Below are 17,238 nucleotides of genomic sequence, written 5' to 3'. Positions count from 1 at the left end.
GAATATTAGGGTGACATTTGATCGTTTTTGTTCAGTTTCTGCTCATTTGCTCCCTATATGGTTAATTCTATGTCGAAAAAAACAGATTCACTGTGGGGAGGAAAGGGCAATTATGGTATTTTTCGAGGATGTTTTTGTGTGGTTGACAGGCAGGGTTACCGATTGAGTCAGAGCAACGAATTTAAAATAGTGTCATTTGCCGATGTTTTTGCCCGTATAGCGAAAGAGGGTGGTTTAATTATTTTGCTCGGTCTGGCTGTTTTTATGCAGCTGGCACTGATTGGCTACGACAACCGGGACTCCGGCTGGTCCCATCTTGGATATCACCCGGAAGCGCGGAACTTTACCGGTCAGGCCGGTGCCTGGATCGCTGACTTTCTTATCTCCATCGTTGGTGTTGGGGCATATCTGATCCCGCTTATGCTGGTGGTACCTGCTATACGTTTTATGTTGCGACGTCGAATCTCATTACTCGATGGTTTGCCGTTCATGATGCTGCGCCTGGTCGGTGGCATATTAATACTCTGCAGTCTGGCGACCCTATCAGCCACCCACTTGTCCAATCAGATGTTGAATCTGCCCTTCAGTATGGGTGGTTTGATCGGCCAGGCGGTATCGGATATCTCTGTCGAACTGTTTAGCCTGATAGGCAGTTCAGTTGTTCTCTGGACTGTGCTGTTATTTGGTCTGACTCTGTTTCTTGAACTGTCCTGGACCGCAATGCTTGATAGCCTTGGACGTGTAGCTCTCAAGTCAGTTAAAGCTTTGCAGCCCGTAAGTACGCCAAAAATAAAGTCGGGATCGGCAGATAAAGGGGCGTCTGATCCATATGCTGCTGAAGATGAAGCTAAGCGGAGTCAGTTGAGAGCTGCGGCCAGAAAAGAACCTGATCTGAGTATCACGCATTCATCTAAGGTCATGCAGTCCTCATCAACGGCTGAACCTGCTCCCGGGCAGAGCCTTGAATCGGAATCCTTCACTGTGGATCCTTTGTTCACTGATGCCGCCCCCCCCCTTTCACAGACCTTGCAGTCGCCAGATCCGCGAGCACAAGTTTTCGATAAGAATGTTGAGCCGGCCACTGAGGTGGCATCAGACAGGTTTCTGACAGACCCTACTGCTGCGCCTTGGGGTGAGTCGGCTCAGGAGCTCGATCCACTAGCTGAAATTAGCTTGGGGGGGGCTGAGCTGAACGACAGTGAGCGTAAAGAGCTCAAAATCGTACCTCTGTCGGAAACCCATGTGCCAATGAAAGATAATGAGCTGGGACTTGATCATGTCGCGCCGGCTATTCGCAAGCGGCAGCCGCGACGTAAGATCCCATCGATGGATCTGCTTGATGCGCCGGAGCTGAAGCAGGGTCATTGCTATACCGATGATCAACTGGAACAGATGTCTCGTTTGCTGGAAAGCAAGCTTAAAGACTTCGGTATTGTTGCTGAAGTGGTTGAAGTAAATCCGGGGCCGGTTATTACCCGTTTCGAATTGCAGCCAGCACCGGGCGTTAAAGCCAGCAGGATCACCAATCTGGCAAGAGATCTGGCTCGCTCGATGGCAGTCATGAGTGTGCGCGTCGTTGAAGTCATTGCGGGTAAGTCCGTTATTGGTATTGAGATACCCAATGAAGAGCGTCAGATGGTTCGTCTGAGTGAAGTGCTTAATTCTAAGCCTTATAAAGAAGCGTCTTCAAAGCTGACCCTGGGCCTTGGTAATGATATTGCGGGCAACCCTGTTGTAGCCAATCTGGCCAAGATGCCGCATCTGCTGGTGGCGGGCACTACCGGCTCCGGTAAATCAGTGGGTGTTAACGCGATGCTGCTCAGCTTGCTGTTTAAGGCAACGCCCGACGAAGTCCGGTTAATGCTGGTGGACCCTAAGATGCTGGAGCTGTCGATTTATGAAGGTATACCGCATCTGTTAGCGCCGGTTATTACTGATATGAAGGAGGCGGCGGGGGGCTTGCGCTGGTGTGTTGCCGAAATGGAAAACCGCTACCGTGTGATGGCTAAAATGGGTGTCCGGAATATCGCAGGTTACAATGAAAAAATAATTGAAGCCCGTGACAAAGGCGAGCCATTGCTTGATCCGCTATGGAACCCGGAAGAGCAGGGCTTGCCAGCGGACTCACCGGCACCTTATCTTGAAACATTGCCTTACATTGTCGTTTGTATCGATGAGTTCGCCGATATGATGATGGTGGTCGGTAAAAAGGTAGAGGAGTTGATTGCCCGAATTGCGCAAAAGGCCCGGGCCGCCGGTATACACCTTATTCTGGCCACACAGCGCCCCTCCGTTGATGTAATTACCGGCTTGATTAAGGCCAATATCCCGACCCGCATCGGTTTTCAGGTGTCCTCTAAAATTGATTCCCGTACCGTGCTCGATCAAAGCGGTGCTGAGCACTTGCTGGGTAATGGCGATATGCTCTACCTGCCTGCAGGAAGCAGCCTGCCAAACCGGGTCCACGGTGCGTTTGTCAGTGATGACGAAGTGCATAGAGTCGTTGAGGCCTGGAAGAAGTTAGGTGCGCCTGAATACCTGGTTCACGATCTTTCTGAAGTGTCAGACGCTGGCTCAGGTAGTGGTGGATCGGTCGATGATGAACAGGATCCGCTATACGATGAAGCCGTTGCCTTTGTAACTGAAACCCGGAAAGCGTCTATCTCTTCGGTGCAGCGTAAGTTAAAGATAGGTTATAACCGTGCTGCCCGAATGATAGAAACGATGGAGGCTTCTGGTGTAATTACCCCGGCAGGCCATAACGGCGCCCGTGAAGTTCTGGCACCACCGCCACCTAAGAATTGATAGGTTTTTATGAATATTACTTTGTTTAAATATATAGCTACCGCCGTTATCTCATCTGTTTTATTGTCTTTTACTGTCGCTGCTCAGGCAGAGATTGGTGAAGATGGTGGTCAGCGACTTAAACAGCTACTCGGTAGCTTTGATAGTTTCAGTGCAGAATTTGATCAGATCTCAGCGGCAGATGACTCTCGTCGAATGGAACAGTCTCGCGGCACTTTAGTGATGGCTAAGCCAAACCGGTTTAACTGGGTCGCACAGGAGCCGTTCCCACAGCAGCTGGTCAGCGATGGTGAAATACTTTGGATCTATGATCCTGACCTGGAACAGGCGACCAGGCGCGCCCTGAGTGATCAGCAAGGCAGCGTTCCGGCGCTTATTCTTAATGGCCAGGTGGACGAGTTGCAACAGTCATACAGAATTCGGCTGCTGCAGGAAAAAGAGCAGAGTCAGTTGTTTGAACTGTTGCCATTGGAAGAGCAAAGTATCTTTACCCGAATTCGCCTGCTGTTTACTGACGGCCTTATCGCAGAGCTACAGCTCGAGGATTCCCTTGGGCAGCGCACCTCTATTTTGTTTCAGAATCAACAGCTGAACCCAGAACTGAGCGAGCAAGAGTTTGTTTTCGTGCCACCGGAAGGTACCGATGTAATCATCGAGAATGCAGCTGAGATAGCCAACTGATGAGCGATCTGTTTGATGAGCTGGAGCCGGCAGGTTTTGAGCCGCTAGCAGCCAGGATGCGGCCTCGTTCACTGGCTGAGTACTGTGGTCAGCAGCACCTGCTAGGGACGGATAAACCTCTGCGTAAAGCGCTAGAGCAAGGGGCTATCCATTCGATGATATTGTGGGGGCCGCCAGGGGTAGGTAAAACCACTTTAGCTAAATTATTGGCCCATCATGTCGATGCGCACTTTATTATCCTGTCAGCAGTATTGTCTGGAGTTAAAGATATTCGCGCCGCGGTCGATCAGGCGCTGCAGGTAAAGGCGCAGTCGGGCCGCAAAACAATTCTGTTTGTCGATGAAGTGCATCGCTTTAACAAGTCGCAGCAGGATGCGTTTTTACCCTATATCGAAGATGGTACTTTTATCTTTGTCGGTGCCACCACAGAAAACCCGTCGTTTGAGCTGAATAATGCGCTGCTATCCAGGGCGCGGGTCTATCTGTTACGCAGTCTGGAGTTGTGCGATATCGAACAGCTGTTGCAGCGAGCTTTGAATGAACCTGAGCGGGGAGTAACACAACAACCGTTACACTTCGCTGAAGGGGTGCTGGAAAAGCTGGCGCAGGCTGCCGATGGTGATGGTCGCAGGGGGTTAAACCTGCTGGAAATTGCCACCGACCTGGCTGAACCCGTAGAGAATGGTTACCGGGTTGATCTGAACGTTATTGAAGAAGTGCTCAAGTCAAGCGTACGCCGCTACGATAAGCAGGGTGATCTTTTTTACGATATGATCTCTGCTTTCCATAAATCAGTACGTGGATCATCGCCCGATGGTGCTCTGTACTGGTATTGTCGGATGCTCGATGGTGGTGGTGATCCGCTGTATGTGGCACGCCGACTGGTAGCAATCGCATCTGAAGATATCGGTAATGCCGATCCCCGGGCGATGCAGGTGGTACTGAATGCCTGGGATGCATTTGATCGGGTAGGGCCTGCTGAGGGCGAAAGAGCGATAGCTCAGGCTGCTATCTACTGCGCTTGCGCACCGAAAAGTAATGCTGTTTACCAGGCATTCAATCAGATGATGGCTGATGTGCGCAGCGACCCTGGCTATGCAGTACCTGAACATCTGCGTAATGCCCCCACCAGTTTGATGAAAGACCTGGGCTATGGTGCCGAATATCGTTATGCGCATAACGAGCCGGATGCATTCGCAGCGGGTGAGAACTATCTGCCCGAAGAGATCAGTGAACGCCGCTATTATCAACCAGCGCCGCGCGGGCTCGAAATAAAGATCGGTGACAAACTACGACATTTAGATGAGCTGGATCGGTTAAGTGATCTTCAGCGCTACAAAAAGGAATGACTATGTTGCATCTGGTTGCAGTTGCTGTCGGCGGTGCTGTCGGGGCGTTATCGCGGTACTGGATTAGTGGTTTTGTGTTAAATAATGCAAATTTCAGACTGCCTTACGGTACTTTGTTATGTAATGTGCTGGGTTCTTTCCTGATGGGGGTGATGTTTGTTCTTATCCTGGAAAAAGCCCGTATCAGCCCGGAAATGAGGCCTTTGTTAATGGTCGGATTTCTCGGTGCTTTCACAACTTTCTCAACCTTCTCTCTTGAGGCCGTGACCCTGTTGCAAGAAGGGCATATAATGTCGGCCGCAATTTATATTTTAGTGAGCGTAGTGCTCTGCATTGCCGCCCTGTATGGCGGTTTATGGATTACTCGCCTGTTCTGATTAAAGGTTCATTCTGACATCATGCTAGATCCAAAATATATTCGAACTAACCCGGAAGAAGTCGCTCAGTTGCTGGCTATTAAGGGCTATACATTTCCTGTTGAACAATTTAACGCGTTGGAAAATCAGCGTCGCGAAGTTCAGGTCGAGGCAGAACAGCTGCAGAGTGAGCGTAATACCCGCTCTAAGAATATCGGCAAGGCAAAAGCTGCCGGCGAAGATATTCAACCGCTACTGGCAGAGGTTAGTCAGCTGGGTGATAAGCTGGATGCTGCCAAAGAGCGTCTGAACGAAGTTCAGGAGCAGATGGACGCGTTATTGATGGGGATGCCTAACCTTCCCCATGAGTCGGTGCCTCCTGGCGCAACCGAAGATGATAACGTTGAGTTACGTACCTGGGGCGTCCCTGCCGAGCTGGATTTCGAGCCTAAGGATCATGTCGATCTGGGTGAGCTAAGTGGCGGTCTCGATTTCGGCACAGCGGCTAAGATTACCGGCGCTCGATTCGCCGTTTTGCGTGGCGGTATTGCTCGACTGCACCGTGCATTGACCCAGTTCATGCTGGATACGCACACTGCAGAGCATGGCTATCAGGAAACTTACGTACCTTATCTGGTTAACGCTGATTCCCTGCGTGGTACCGGTCAGCTGCCTAAGTTTGAAGAAGACCTGTTTAAAGTGCCGGGCGAACGTGATTACTATCTGATTCCAACCGCCGAAGTGCCTGTAACAAATATCGTGCGTGACGAAATTGTTGACGCTGCTGATATGCCGTTGAAATTCGTTGCTCACACTCCCTGTTTCCGGAGTGAGGCAGGCAGCCATGGTCGCGATACCCGCGGCATGATTCGCCAGCACCAGTTTGAAAAGGTTGAGCTGGTGCATATGGTTGAATCGTCTAAGTCATGGGATGCGCTGGAAGAACTGATCGGCAACGCTGAGAAAATTCTGCAGAAGCTGAATCTGCCTTACCGCGTAGTAAACCTGTGCGGAGGCGATCTGGGTTTTAGCGCTGCCAAGACATACGACATCGAAGTCTGGTTGCCAGGTCAGCAAAAATACCGTGAAATTTCCTCCTGCAGTAATATGCAGGACTTCCAGGCACGCCGCATGATGGCGCGCTGGCGCAACCCTGAAACGGGTAAGCCGGAACTGCTGCATACCCTGAACGGCTCTGGACTTGCGGTGGGTCGTACTCTGGTTGCGGTGCTGGAAAACTACCAGACTGCAGAAGGTAAGGTTAAGGTTCCTGAGGTACTACTGCCTTACATGGGTGGTATTACTGAACTGTAAGCTGGTCCTGATTAATAAAAAGCACCTGATGGTGCTTTTTTTGTGCCTGTATAATTATCTCTGCTTACATCTCATGAATCGCCTGCATTGCGCTTTCGGTCCAGTTGGTGCTGTGGTCGCGGTAGAAAGGGCAGGCTTGAGTTGTTTGTCTTAGTGGCAATATTTAGCAATGATTTTTGACTGCCGGGCAAGTGTTCTTCTCAGATGTAGGTTGCTTACATCTCATGAATCGCCTGCATTGCGCTTTCGGTCCAGTTGGTGCTGTGGTCGCGGTAGAAAGGGCAGGCTTGAGTTGTTTGTCTTAGTGGCAATATTTAGCAATGATTTTTGACTGCCGGGCAAGTGTTCTTCTCAGATGTAGGTTGCTTACATCTCATGAATCGCCTGCATTGCGCTTTCGGTCCAGTTGATGCTGTGGTCGCGGTAGAAAGGGCAGGCTTGAGCTGTTTGTCTTAATGGCAATATTTAGTATTGATTTTTGACTGCCGTGCAAGCATTCTTCTCAGACGTTGGTTGCTTACATCTCATGAATCGCCTGCATTGCGCTTTCGGTCCAGTTGATGCTGTGCCGGTACGCCGGCTTGAATAGCATTTGCGGGATACGGGAGCGTTTAACGCCCGGCCAGTCACCATTTTCAAAGCAGATAACAGCCTGCAAAACATTACCGAGCGGGCCTTTTTTGTGGAGTATCGCATCTTTTACTTCGTCGTCCAGTGCGATCTGCTCGAGAATTGTTTCGATATGTACTTCGAGTAACAGATCCAGCAGCGATACCATTCCCACCATAAAAGCGGTTTCAGGTTTCGGCTGTCCGCTCAATTCTGCCAGCAGTTCACACATTCGGGCCCGGGCGATCAGGTTTCGCGACCACTCTTCAGGCTTACCCTCCTGATTGCTGAGCATAATAATCATTGCCCAGCTGCGAATCTGGTCAAGTCCCAGCAGGACAATCGCCTGCTGCATTGATTCGATGCTATTGGGTAAGTTGTATGCCGCAGAGTTGATGACCCGCAAAATTTTAAAGCTGAGGATCGGATCCATTATTATCAGACCTTCGATCTGGTCCGGTGTTACATCCGGATCCTGAAGCGCCTGAACCAGCTGCAGCAAAGCCGCGCTCTTGGTTGATACTTTATTGTTGTTAACCTGAGCGGGTTTGCTGATAAAAGGTCCGTGGAACAACTTGAAACCAAGCTTTTTACAGATCTGAAGGGTGTTGAAGTTGTCGATATTCTGCGCCAGCAGGGTGGCGGGTAATTTTTTTAATACCCGGAGCATAGCGATCAGTTTGCTTTTCGGAACTTTTTCCATATCAACTTTAATGATATTGGCGTATTTCAGGAGAGGGAACAGATGTTTTTGCAGGGCAAAGCTATCGATAACAATACGGTAGCCCTCCTGGCGCAACGAAATAAGGCAAAACAGCAGTGCGCGGTTTACCTGAGTATTAGGTGGAATCTCGATCAGCATCTTGCGTACAGGTAGCTGGGGCAGTTCTGTTTCAGTTAGCAGGGTCGCAGAGAATGGAAGAAACAGGGGGACCTTGCGGATATTGCCATCCTGACTGAGGCTGGTGTAAGTCGACAACAGCAATGACGCCGCTGAGTGCTCGTCCATCAGAAGGGCATTACCCGGCTCGAGACTGTCCTCATACCTTAACTGATAAGATACCACCTTTAGCTGATCATTAAAGATCGGCTGGCGGACGATCAGTGCATCGGTTTCTGTTTGTGTCTCTATTGTGCGTTGTTCGGAATTCACCTGCTCATGCCTGTCAGTCATCCTTACTAGTGGGATTGTTAAGCTAATCCTGGATTGTCCGAATAAAACGTAAGGCCATACTGCATACCTGTACTAGTGTTGTACCTGATTCCTCAGGATTATTAAATAAATATCACAAAAAAATCAGTTTGTTACCCTCCAGTTACCCAGTTCAGGTAGGTATAATAAGTTAAATTTTTCAGGTGCATTGATAGATATGGAAAAACGATACGACCTGCTGATTGTTGGTGGCGGTATGGTAGGGGCCACTATAGCCTGTGCCCTGGGTAATACAGAGCTGCGTATTGCGGTTATTGAACAGCGCTATCCGACAGCATATGATCCACTACAGGAGCATGATCTGAGGGTATCGGCCCTCAGTGTCGCATCAGAAAATATCCTTCGATCGGTCGGCGCCTGGGATGGCATCATCGGGCGCAGAGCCTGCCCATACCAGCGCATGAAAGTCTGGGAATCGGATGCAGATAAGGCATCTACTGAATTCAACAGCGATCACATCGGCCATGACCACCTGGGTTATATCGTTGAAAACCGGGTAATTCAACTGGCCTTGCTGGAACAGCTCAAAAGCTTCTCGAATATTGACCTGATCTGTCCGGCGAATACTCAGGGTATTGATTATGCACCGGGCAGCAGCGTTGTTCGGCTGGATGATGGCCGTGAAGTTGTCGGCAAACTACTGATAGCCGCAGATGGTGGTATGTCTCGGGTTCGTTCAGCGGCGGGCATCGGAGTGCATAGCTGGGATTATGAGCAGCATGCACTGGTTGCATCGGTAATTACTGGCTATCCGCAACAGGATATAACCTGGCAACAGTTTACGCCAACCGGCCCTCTGGCATTCCTGCCGTTGAGCGGTAATCGCGCCTCGCTAGTGTGGTATAACACGCCAGCAGAGGTTAAGCGCCTGGTCGAAGCTGATAAAGCTGACTTTATGGCTGAGCTTGAGAATTGTTTTCCAGATTGCTTAGGCAAGATCGATAAACTGTTGCAGCGTGGTAGTTTTCCATTGCGCCGACAGCACGCTCAGCAATACGTCAAAGAGGGACTTGCTCTGGCTGGTGATGCTGCGCATATGATACACCCGCTGGCCGGTCAGGGAGTTAATATCGGCTTGCTTGATGCGGCTACGCTAGCTGAGGTTGTAATTAATGGCCACCGCCGCGGTGATGATATTAGCTCTCTCTCTCTGTTGCGCGGCTACGAAAAGCAACGTCGACAGCATAATCTGATAATGATGCAGGTCATGGATGGTTTCTATCGCATGTTCAGCAATGATCTGCTGCCATTGAAGTTGTTACGTAATATTGGCCTGGGTGCAGCAGAAAGGTTTTTACCGGCTAAGAATTCCGTGATGCGTTTTGCGATGGGATTGGAAGGGGATCTGCCTGCGCTGGCGCGGGGAGAGAAACTTTAGGCAATAGCTCGGTACATGCGTACTGGACCAATTGCTTTATTAAGTCTGTTCAGTCGAGCGAACCTGACAATGGCTTTAGTAGAGCAAAAAAAAGCCACTAACTAAGAGTGGCTATATAAGGGGCTGGCTTAGATAAGCCAGTAGTGGAAGAGCGAGAGAGCGCTCTCGCTTTTCATTGAACTCATTGAGCTTTGCTCAGAAAACTTAGCTCTTGACTGTTGCAGGCTTCTGTTCAGCCTTAACTGCAGGCTTTGCAGGCACAACTGCTGCTTTTACCGGAGTTGCCTTTGGCGCTTCTGTTGTTTTTGCAGGAGCAGCTTTAACTGCGATAGCTTTTTTAGGTGCTGCTGCCTTTTTAGGAGCCGCTGCTTTTTTTGCTGCAGCTTTGGCAGGGGCCGCTTTCTTAGGAGTAGTAGCTGCTTTCTTAGGTGCTGCTGCTGCTTTTTTTGCAGCAGGCTTAGCAGGAGCGGCAGCTTTTTTAGGCGCTGCTGGCTTTGCTGCGGCTTCCGGTGTAACAGCAGGGGGCATGTATTTGCTCATCTCGTCAAAATAGTTAACGTCCTTAAGACCCATGCCTTCAAAGCTCTTTCCGATAACTGCGGTCAGCTCCTCTTTAGCAGAGTTCAGGGTAGCCATCTCTTCTTCTGCCACGCTGGTTAACTTTGCTTCGAGCTGCTTAACGTATTCAACCTGAAGATCGATCGCCTTCTGCGGATCGGTTACAGCTGAGAGAGCCTGCATCTGAGCCATAGTGGCATTAACAAAGTCGGTAACATAGCCAGACTGCAGTTGAATAAGCTTCTCAGCAGCTTTCTTGTTGATCTCGGCCATATCAACAACTGGTTTCATGTTTTCCTGAACGTCCTTCATCATATCTTCGTACATGTTTGTTCACCTGTGGTCGCAGTAGTCAAAAGTTTTGTGCGTTGCAGCAATTTTATAACTATATTCAGCGCTGGTTATAAAGTCAACAAAATTGGTGCGCTGCACAATGGTAAATATATGACTCTATAAAATAGCTTGCACAGCGCACGATATTATCTCTGAATCATTAAAGAATAATGACCTTAGAGTGTTGGCAGATAGTGCGGCCTGATCTGTTCCGAAATATCCTGCTGTAAGCGAATAAACTTGTTGATTTCGGGCGACTTAATTCAAGCCAATCGTCTACTATTTAGTTACAATGCAGCAAACAGCGTGGTCTATAAGGCATATAAAATTCATGGATAAATCGACAAGCAAAGTCAGCTGCCATCCGGCATTTCAGTTTCAACGCAGTGAGACCATCGAATCACTGAGTATTGATGTGCAAGAATTTGTACACCGTAAAACCGGTGCTCTGCATTATCATATTGCAGCAGAAAACCAGGAGAACGTATTCCTGGTCGCATTCAGGACCGTGCCTGAAGATAATGCCGGCGTTGCGCATATACTTGAACACACTGCTCTTTGCGGCAGTGAGAAGTATCCGGTACGTGATCCGTTTTTCATGATGACACGGCGTTCTCTGAATACGTTTATGAATGCTTTCACCAGCAGTGACTGGACCGCATACCCTTTTGCCAGTCAGAATCGTAAAGATTACTTTAATCTGCTGGATGTCTATCTCGATGCGGCCTTCTTTTCCCGCCTGGACCCTCTGGATTTTGCTCAGGAAGGTCACCGGGTCGAATTTAGTGAACCGGGCAACAGTGAAAGCCCGCTGGTCTACAAAGGCGTCGTTTTCAATGAGATGAAAGGGGCGATGAGCTCCCCGGTTTCTACTTTGTGGCAGACCATGACGCGTTATCTGTTCCCGGGGACTACCTATCATTACAACAGTGGTGGTGACCCCGAGGCGATCCCTGATCTGAGCTATGAGCAGCTGCTGGCGTTCTATAAGAGCCATTATCACCCATCTAATGCCGTCATTATGACGTTCGGCGATCTGCCGGTTGAAGAGCTTCAGGAGCGCTTTGAGAGTCAGGCGCTGGGGCGTTTTGAAAAGCTCGAAGATGAGATTACCGTCGAGGATGAAAAACGCTACTTTGCTCCCGTAAGAGTAGAAGAAAGTTACGCGCTGGATCAGGAAGATACTTCAGCTAAAACCCACCATGTTTTGTCCTGGTTGCTGGGGCCGAGTATTGACCTGGAGCAACAGCTCAAAGCTCACCTGTTATCAAGAGTACTGCTTGATAACAGTTCTTCGCCTTTGCGTTATGCGCTTGAATCCAGCGACCTTGGCCTTTCACCTTCGCCGCTATGTGGGTTGGAAGATTCAAACCGTGAGATGGCCTTTATGTGCGGTCTGGAAGGCAGTGAGCCTGAACAGGCGGCGGCGTTTGAGCAGCTGGTACTTGATGTGCTCGAGCAGGTTGCAGAAAACGGTGTGCCCCAGGAGCAACTGGAAGCGGCCTTGCATCAGCTTGAACTAAGCCAGCGTGAAATAAGCGGCGATGGCTACCCTTACGGTATGAGTCTGATTCTTGAGGCGCTTTCTTCTGCTATCCATCGTGGTGACCCTATAGCACTGCTGAACCTGGATCCGGTTCTGGAGCAGCTGCGTGAAGATATTAAAGACCGGAATTTCATTCCAGATATGGTGCGCCAGCTATTGTTGGATAACTCCCATCGGGTGCGATTGACGCTGCGCCCGGATACGCAGCTGTCTCAGCGTCGTGATGCCGCTGAAGCAGCAACGCTGGAAAAAATCAGGCAGGGCCTTGATGACGTACAGAGCCAGGCGATAATCGATCAGGCTGAGGCATTAGAAGCCCGGCAAAATCAGATTGATGATGAGTCTTTACTGCCTAAAGTGACCATCGCCGATGTGCCGGCAGATATGAGTATCCCCGAAGGCCAGGACATGACAGTGCAAGACCTTGATTGCAGTTACTACGCTCAGGGCACTAATGGCCTGGTGTATCAGCAGATAATCATCGATCTGCCTGAGCTTAGTGTTGATGAGTTGCAGCTTATGCCGCTCTATAGTCAATGCCTGACTGAGCTGGGTTGTGCAGATCGGGACTATCAACAAAATCAAGCCTGGCAGTGCCAGATAACCGGCGGTATCCATGCCTATTCTTCAGTGCGAGGCAGTATAACCGACGAGCAAAAGGTGACCGGCTACATGGTGATCTCCGGCAAGGCATTACTGAGCAAGCAGCAAGAGCTCAGCGTGTTAATTAAGGAGACTCTGGAAACTGTTCGTTTCGATGAGCTATCACGAATCCGAGAGTTAGTTTCACAGCAGCGTACCCGAAAAGAGCAGAGTATTACTGGCCAGGGTCATAGCCTGGCGATCATGGCCGCGGTCAGCCAGTTCGCACCTGCAGCTCAGCTTTCACATAATCTGCGCGGTCTGCAGGGGATATGCAACATTAAGCAACTGGATGACAGTCTGAATGAGGCTGCTAATCTTGAGTTGTTTGCAGCGCAGCTGGCGAATCTGCATGCAAAGATCCTTGCTGCCCCGCGTCGCTTTCTGCTCGTTGCTGAGCCTGAACATCAGCAGCAACTTTCCAAATCCCTTGGTGAAATATGGCAAGCGCAACCTGAAACCGAGTTTTCCGGACTTGAACTGGAACCTACCCGGCAGGCGGTACATCAGGCATGGACCACCAGTACTCAGGTCAATTTCTGCGCTAAAGCTTTTCCTACAGTGCCTGTTGAACACCCGGACGCAGCTCCGCTGACAGTACTTGGCGATTTTCTGCGTAATGGTTTTCTGCACCGGGTCGTGCGGGAGCAGGGTGGAGCCTATGGTGGTGGCGCTGGTCAGGATTCGGCAGATGCGGTATTCCGCTTCTTCTCTTATCGTGATCCACGTTTGACGGAGACACTCGAAGACTTTGATGCTTCTCTGTCCTGGTTGGAGAATGAGCAACATGATGCGCAAAAACTGGAAGAAGCGATCCTTGGTATCGTCAGTAGCATTGATAAGCCAGGTTCACCGTCAGGTGAAGCCAAGCAGGCTTATCACAGTGCGTTGTTTGGTCGAACGCCGGAGCAGCGTAAGGGCTTCCGTCAGCGCATCCTTGAAGTCTCTATTGAGGATTTGCAACGGGTAGCTAAGCAGTACCTGACCATAGAGAAGGCGAGTGTCGCAGTGGTTACAAACCCTGCCGGTGCTGAGACTCTGGGTGATGAATTCAGCGTAATTGCAATCTGAAATCTGTCCAAAAAACACAAGGGGCTCATAACTGAGCCCCTTTTTTGGTTATGTTAACAAATAGCTTTATGTTTTATGCTCTGTTCCGGTTTGATATAGGTACCTGAAATGCATCTGTTGCTTGCAAATCGCTTGCTCTCTGTACCTGTTGGATTTTGATATAGATGTCTGAAATGTTTCTACTTCTCTCTGGAAAGATTATTTAGTTATGTTTGCTAATCGTTTTATGCTCGGCGCTGGTCTGATCTTGGTATCTGAAATGTTTCTGGTGCTTGCTGGCATGACCATTAAACAAGTGTCTGCAGACCTGCCAGTCGAGATGATAGTTTTCTTTCGTAACCTGCTCGGTCTGCCGCTGTTTCTGCCCTGGCTTATTCGCAACGGCAGTAGTGCGCTAAAGACAACCAAGCTTCGCTTTCATCTTATGCGTGCCGGGGTTGGCGTTACTGCGATGACCTGCCTGTTTTATTCATGGGGGCATCTGCCTCTGGCGCAGGCAGCTCTGTTGAAACAAACCGCACCATTCTTTATGCCCCTTATCGCGTTCTGGTGGTTAGGGGAGAGTGTGCCAAGAGTTGTTAAACTGGCAATCCTGGTCGGTTTTATCGGCGTTGCGCTGATATTGAATCCGCAGCAGGGGGTCTTGAATACCGGTGTTCTGATTGCTTTGGCGGGGGCTTGTCTGGGGGCGCTGGCTAAAGTAACTATTCGCCGTATGCGAGATACTGAATCACCGCAGAGAATCGTATTTTATTTTGCCTTTTTCAGTGCAATATTTTCCTTTATACCCGCTTACCTTAGCTGGCAGCTGATAACTCTGGAACATTTCTGCTGGCTCGCTTTGCTTGCGGCGACATCAACCGTAGCACAGTTGCTGCTGAGCAAGGCCTATGGTCTGGCCCCGGCTGGCCAGCTAGCACCATATACTTACGGATCAGTGGCCATCGCGGCATTGTTCGGCTGGCTGATCTGGGATGAGCTGTTGGGAGTAAATACCTGGCTTGGCATCTTCCTGGTGTCCAGCGCGGGTATTGTGGCGATGATGGGAAAAAAGGACTCTTCAACAAGCCCTAAGATTAAGACGGTATAAATAAAAAAACCGCCAATGCGGTTTTTTATTCCCGCAACGCAGGAATGCTTTTTCTAGCTACTAGCAGTCACGCTTGCGTGACGTTCTAGCGAGCGACGTAGTCGCGCTCTAGTAACTGTTAAATCCCGTAATCCCGCTCTACTTTGCAGATCCTGACCTTATAATCGTTGTACCACAGCTCTTTGCCTGTAGCCTGTGCGACCTGATGTTCGCTGTTAGCCTTCCAGTGTCGGATCTAGTCAATATCCGACCAGTAGGAAACAGTGATGCCAACGCTGTCCCGGGCTGATTCCATGCCGAGATAGCCTGGCTGTTGCTCAGCAAGCTCGGTCATTAAACTGGCCATATCGCTGTAACCCTGATCCCCTTCAGTACGTAAAGAGGTAAATATAACTGCATAATAAGGTGGCGCTGGGGTTTTAGAAATCTCACTCATGGTTCTGCTCCTTGTGATCTTTTTTTAATTCTTGTATTGGCGAATCACTGCGGTAGGGCACCTGACTGCTGGGCACCAGCTTCGATGCAGGCTCAACGTGACCCGGTTGATCATCGAAGAATATGTGGGGTTTCAGGGCCCCAAGCACCTGTTCTTTACTCATACCGCCAAGAAAGAATGCTTGGTCAATATACACATTCCAATGCCTCAGCGTCTTGATTACCCTCAAGTGTGCCGGACCGTTGCGAGCGGTGATGATAGACAAACTGAGAGGCGAGTGGTCGGCACCGAGCTTCCGATTGAGTCGCGACAGCACACGGATCAGCTTGGCAAAAGGGCCATCGCTTAATGCGATGTCTTCATTATCTGATTCGTTTTGCTGAAACCGTTCCAGACCTTCGGTCTTATAAATGTACTCAGATTCGTCGGAAAAAATTACCGCATCAGCATCAAATGCGATGCGAATCTTATCCCGGTCGGGCTGAAAGCTTTTCGGTGAATCGTAGATCAGCGCGGCAGCGCAGTCTTTTGTATCGATAGCAATCTGAGCGTCATCCTGATGTCGGGTTAACAGCAGATCAACGCTGTAGGCGTTTAAGAAGGGGCCTAGTGGCTCGCCACCTGAGAAAGCCGAACGGGTGATATCCAGGGCGTAATGCTGAATCGCTTTCAGCACCCGTAAGCCGGTATCCGGGCTGTTCTTCGACATAACCACTACTTCAACCAACCGCTCATTGGACAGCTTGTTTAAGCCAAGCAACGCTTCGACCAGATGAAATGCAGTACCTTTAGTCAGCAAACAGCTTTCCTGTTCGAGTTGGTGGCTGCGATATGCCTCGATATCCTGATTCTGGTAGATACTGTCTTCATATTCGAGATTAAATAACGCCCGGGATGAAACACCGATAACAAGCACGCTATCAAGATTGAGTGTCATGACTTCCCCTTAGTACTTTTCAGTGTGCTTTACTGGGTTCTTTTATCTTTTGATAGTAAAGCCTGAGCCGCTCTAGTGGTAGTCCTGACTGTGTAAGGGGAGATATAGAATAGCCTTAATAGCTGTTTAAAAAATGATCAGTTTGCGATATGATGGCCGGCTTGTTTCTGCTGAATGGCGTGCCCGATGTTAAGAATTTTCTCCAGAATACCACTGTTTAAAGCCGTCATTATCTTTTTGCTTGTAGCTTTACTGACACCTGTACTATTGGTGCTGGTGTTGCGCTTTGCCGATCCTGCGACCTGGATGTGGCAGCTACAACGGGAAATGAGCCCGCCTGCTGGTTATCCGCAGACTTCAAAGCATCAGTGGGTGCCGCTTGAAAAGATCTCGCCGCGTATGCAGCTGGCAGTTATCGCATCGGAAGATCAGAAGTTTCCAGAGCACTGGGGTTTTGATCTGGAATCAATAAGCAAAGCGCTACAGCAAAATGAGCAGGGCAGCCGTATTCGCGGAGCCAGCACTCTGACCCAGCAAACCGCCAAGAATCTTTTTCTCTGGCCGGCGAAAAGTTATTTCAGAAAAGGTGTAGAAGCAGGATTTACACTGCTTATAGAAACCTTTTGGGATAAGCCCCGGATTCTGGAGGTATATCTCAATATTGCTGAATTCGGGCCCGGCGTTTATGGTGTAGAAGCTGCCAGTCAGAAGTTCTTCGGCAAGCCGGCCAGCAAGCTAAGCAGTTCTGAAGCCGCTAGGTTGGCAACAGTTCTGCCAAATCCGTATCGGATGAGTGCGGCTCGCCCCAGTAACTATGTCTGGCAGCGCAGCAGCTGGATTCAGCGGCAGATGCGGATGCTAGGGCGGGATTACTGGTTAGATTATAAGAGCTGATATGTACTTATTTCTGATATAAAAAA

At 49.6% G+C, this 17,238-nt stretch carries 13 protein-coding genes; 9 read left to right on the top strand and 4 right to left on the bottom strand.

What is annotated here, in order from left to right; genetic code table 11:
• The first annotated feature begins 162 nt into the window (after nucleotides 1-162).
• From ACQUQM_RS07240 to serS, 5 genes are read left to right on the top strand one after another with little or no spacing between them, the layout of a single operon-like run.
• Nucleotides 163-2,805, top strand: coding sequence for a DNA translocase FtsK (locus ACQUQM_RS07240; protein ID WP_432473813.1), 2,643 nt, complete (start codon nucleotides 163-165; stop codon nucleotides 2,803-2,805).
• 9 nt (nucleotides 2,806-2,814) lie between these two features.
• Nucleotides 2,815-3,486, top strand: coding sequence for an outer membrane lipoprotein chaperone LolA (lolA, locus tag ACQUQM_RS07235; RefSeq protein ID WP_432473812.1), 672 nt, complete (start codon nucleotides 2,815-2,817; stop codon nucleotides 3,484-3,486).
• Entirely contained in the window at nucleotides 3,486-4,835 is a 1,350-nt protein-coding gene (locus tag ACQUQM_RS07230; protein WP_432473811.1) for a replication-associated recombination protein A, read from the top strand. Before lolA ends, ACQUQM_RS07230 begins: the two co-directional genes overlap by 1 nt.
• A gap of 2 nt (nucleotides 4,836-4,837) precedes the next feature.
• A complete protein-coding gene (gene crcB / locus ACQUQM_RS07225; RefSeq protein WP_432473810.1) occupies nucleotides 4,838-5,212 on the top strand; it encodes a fluoride efflux transporter CrcB in 375 nt (124 codons plus the stop codon).
• 21 nt (nucleotides 5,213-5,233) lie between these two features.
• Nucleotides 5,234-6,505, top strand: a complete 1,272-nt coding sequence (gene serS / locus ACQUQM_RS07220; protein ID WP_432473809.1) for a serine--tRNA ligase — start codon at nucleotides 5,234-5,236, stop codon at nucleotides 6,503-6,505.
• A gap of 517 nt (nucleotides 6,506-7,022) precedes the next feature.
• On the opposite strand, the gene ACQUQM_RS07215 is transcribed toward serS, so the two are convergent.
• Nucleotides 7,023-8,267 carry an EAL and HDOD domain-containing protein gene (locus tag ACQUQM_RS07215; RefSeq protein WP_432473808.1) on the bottom strand — a complete coding sequence of 415 codons (1,245 nt, stop codon included), beginning with the start codon at nucleotides 8,265-8,267 and terminating at the stop codon, nucleotides 7,023-7,025.
• A 217-nt stretch (nucleotides 8,268-8,484) separates the two neighbouring features.
• On the opposite strand from ACQUQM_RS07215, the gene ACQUQM_RS07210 reads away from it, so the two are divergent.
• Complete coding sequence (locus tag ACQUQM_RS07210; RefSeq protein ID WP_432473807.1) at nucleotides 8,485-9,705, top strand: UbiH/UbiF/VisC/COQ6 family ubiquinone biosynthesis hydroxylase; 1,221 nt, start codon at nucleotides 8,485-8,487, stop codon at nucleotides 9,703-9,705.
• 204 nt (nucleotides 9,706-9,909) lie between these two features.
• Here the strand turns inward: ACQUQM_RS07210 and ACQUQM_RS07205 are convergent, their stop codons facing one another.
• Nucleotides 9,910-10,590: a phasin family protein gene (locus ACQUQM_RS07205; RefSeq protein ID WP_432473806.1), complete on the bottom strand. Its 681-nt coding sequence runs from the start codon at nucleotides 10,588-10,590 to the stop codon at nucleotides 9,910-9,912.
• Nucleotides 10,591-10,927: 337 nt separating this feature from the next.
• Here ACQUQM_RS07205 and ACQUQM_RS07200 point away from each other — a divergent pair, with 337 nt between their 5' ends.
• Both ACQUQM_RS07200 and ACQUQM_RS07195 read left to right on the top strand, forming a co-directional pair.
• Entirely contained in the window at nucleotides 10,928-13,855 is a 2,928-nt protein-coding gene (locus ACQUQM_RS07200; RefSeq protein WP_432473805.1) for an insulinase family protein, read from the top strand.
• A 208-nt stretch (nucleotides 13,856-14,063) separates the two neighbouring features.
• Nucleotides 14,064-14,945, top strand: a complete 882-nt coding sequence (locus tag ACQUQM_RS07195; RefSeq protein ID WP_432473804.1) for a DMT family transporter — start codon at nucleotides 14,064-14,066, stop codon at nucleotides 14,943-14,945.
• Between the two features lie 235 nt (nucleotides 14,946-15,180).
• Here the strand turns inward: ACQUQM_RS07195 and ACQUQM_RS07190 are convergent, their stop codons facing one another.
• Together ACQUQM_RS07190 and ACQUQM_RS07185 are read right to left on the bottom strand one after the other, a co-directional pair.
• Nucleotides 15,181-15,381, bottom strand: coding sequence for an antibiotic biosynthesis monooxygenase family protein (locus ACQUQM_RS07190; RefSeq protein WP_432473803.1), 201 nt, complete (start codon nucleotides 15,379-15,381; stop codon nucleotides 15,181-15,183).
• Nucleotides 15,374-16,318, bottom strand: a complete 945-nt coding sequence (locus tag ACQUQM_RS07185) for a 5'-nucleotidase (protein WP_432473802.1) — start codon at nucleotides 16,316-16,318, stop codon at nucleotides 15,374-15,376. The genes ACQUQM_RS07190 and ACQUQM_RS07185 overlap by 8 nt, the downstream gene beginning before the upstream one ends.
• Nucleotides 16,319-16,504: 186 nt before the next feature.
• Here ACQUQM_RS07185 and mtgA point away from each other — a divergent pair, with 186 nt between their 5' ends.
• Complete coding sequence (mtgA, locus tag ACQUQM_RS07180; protein WP_432473801.1) at nucleotides 16,505-17,212, top strand: monofunctional biosynthetic peptidoglycan transglycosylase; 708 nt, start codon at nucleotides 16,505-16,507, stop codon at nucleotides 17,210-17,212.
• Nucleotides 17,213-17,238: the final 26 nt, after the last annotated feature.

The organism is Amphritea sp. HPY, assembly GCF_050870985.1.
Taxonomy (GTDB): Bacteria; Pseudomonadota; Gammaproteobacteria; order Pseudomonadales; family Balneatricaceae; genus Amphritea.
The sequence above is the reverse complement of the archived record's forward strand: the minus strand, read 5'-3'. Positions and strand labels throughout refer to the sequence as shown.

Excerpts from the sequence above, each read along its gene's own strand:
- ACQUQM_RS07230 (WP_432473811.1), top strand. The coding sequence starts at position 3,486 with ATGAGCGATCTGTTTGATGAGCTGGAGCCGGCAGGTTTTGAGCCGCTA.
- mtgA (WP_432473801.1), top strand. The coding sequence starts at position 16,505 with ATGTTAAGAATTTTCTCCAGAATACCACTGTTTAAAGCCGTCATTATC.
- serS (WP_432473809.1), top strand. The coding sequence starts at position 5,234 with ATGCTAGATCCAAAATATATTCGAACTAACCCGGAAGAAGTCGCTCAG.
- lolA (WP_432473812.1), top strand. The coding sequence starts at position 2,815 with ATGAATATTACTTTGTTTAAATATATAGCTACCGCCGTTATCTCATCT.
- ACQUQM_RS07190 (WP_432473803.1), bottom strand. The coding sequence starts at position 15,381 with ATGAGTGAGATTTCTAAAACCCCAGCGCCACCTTATTATGCAGTTATA.
- ACQUQM_RS07200 (WP_432473805.1), top strand. The coding sequence starts at position 10,928 with ATGGATAAATCGACAAGCAAAGTCAGCTGCCATCCGGCATTTCAGTTT.
- crcB (WP_432473810.1), top strand. The coding sequence starts at position 4,838 with ATGTTGCATCTGGTTGCAGTTGCTGTCGGCGGTGCTGTCGGGGCGTTA.
- ACQUQM_RS07210 (WP_432473807.1), top strand. The coding sequence starts at position 8,485 with ATGGAAAAACGATACGACCTGCTGATTGTTGGTGGCGGTATGGTAGGG.
- ACQUQM_RS07195 (WP_432473804.1), top strand. The coding sequence starts at position 14,064 with ATGTTTGCTAATCGTTTTATGCTCGGCGCTGGTCTGATCTTGGTATCT.
- ACQUQM_RS07205 (WP_432473806.1), bottom strand. The coding sequence starts at position 10,590 with ATGTACGAAGATATGATGAAGGACGTTCAGGAAAACATGAAACCAGTT.
- ACQUQM_RS07185 (WP_432473802.1), bottom strand. The coding sequence starts at position 16,318 with ATGACACTCAATCTTGATAGCGTGCTTGTTATCGGTGTTTCATCCCGG.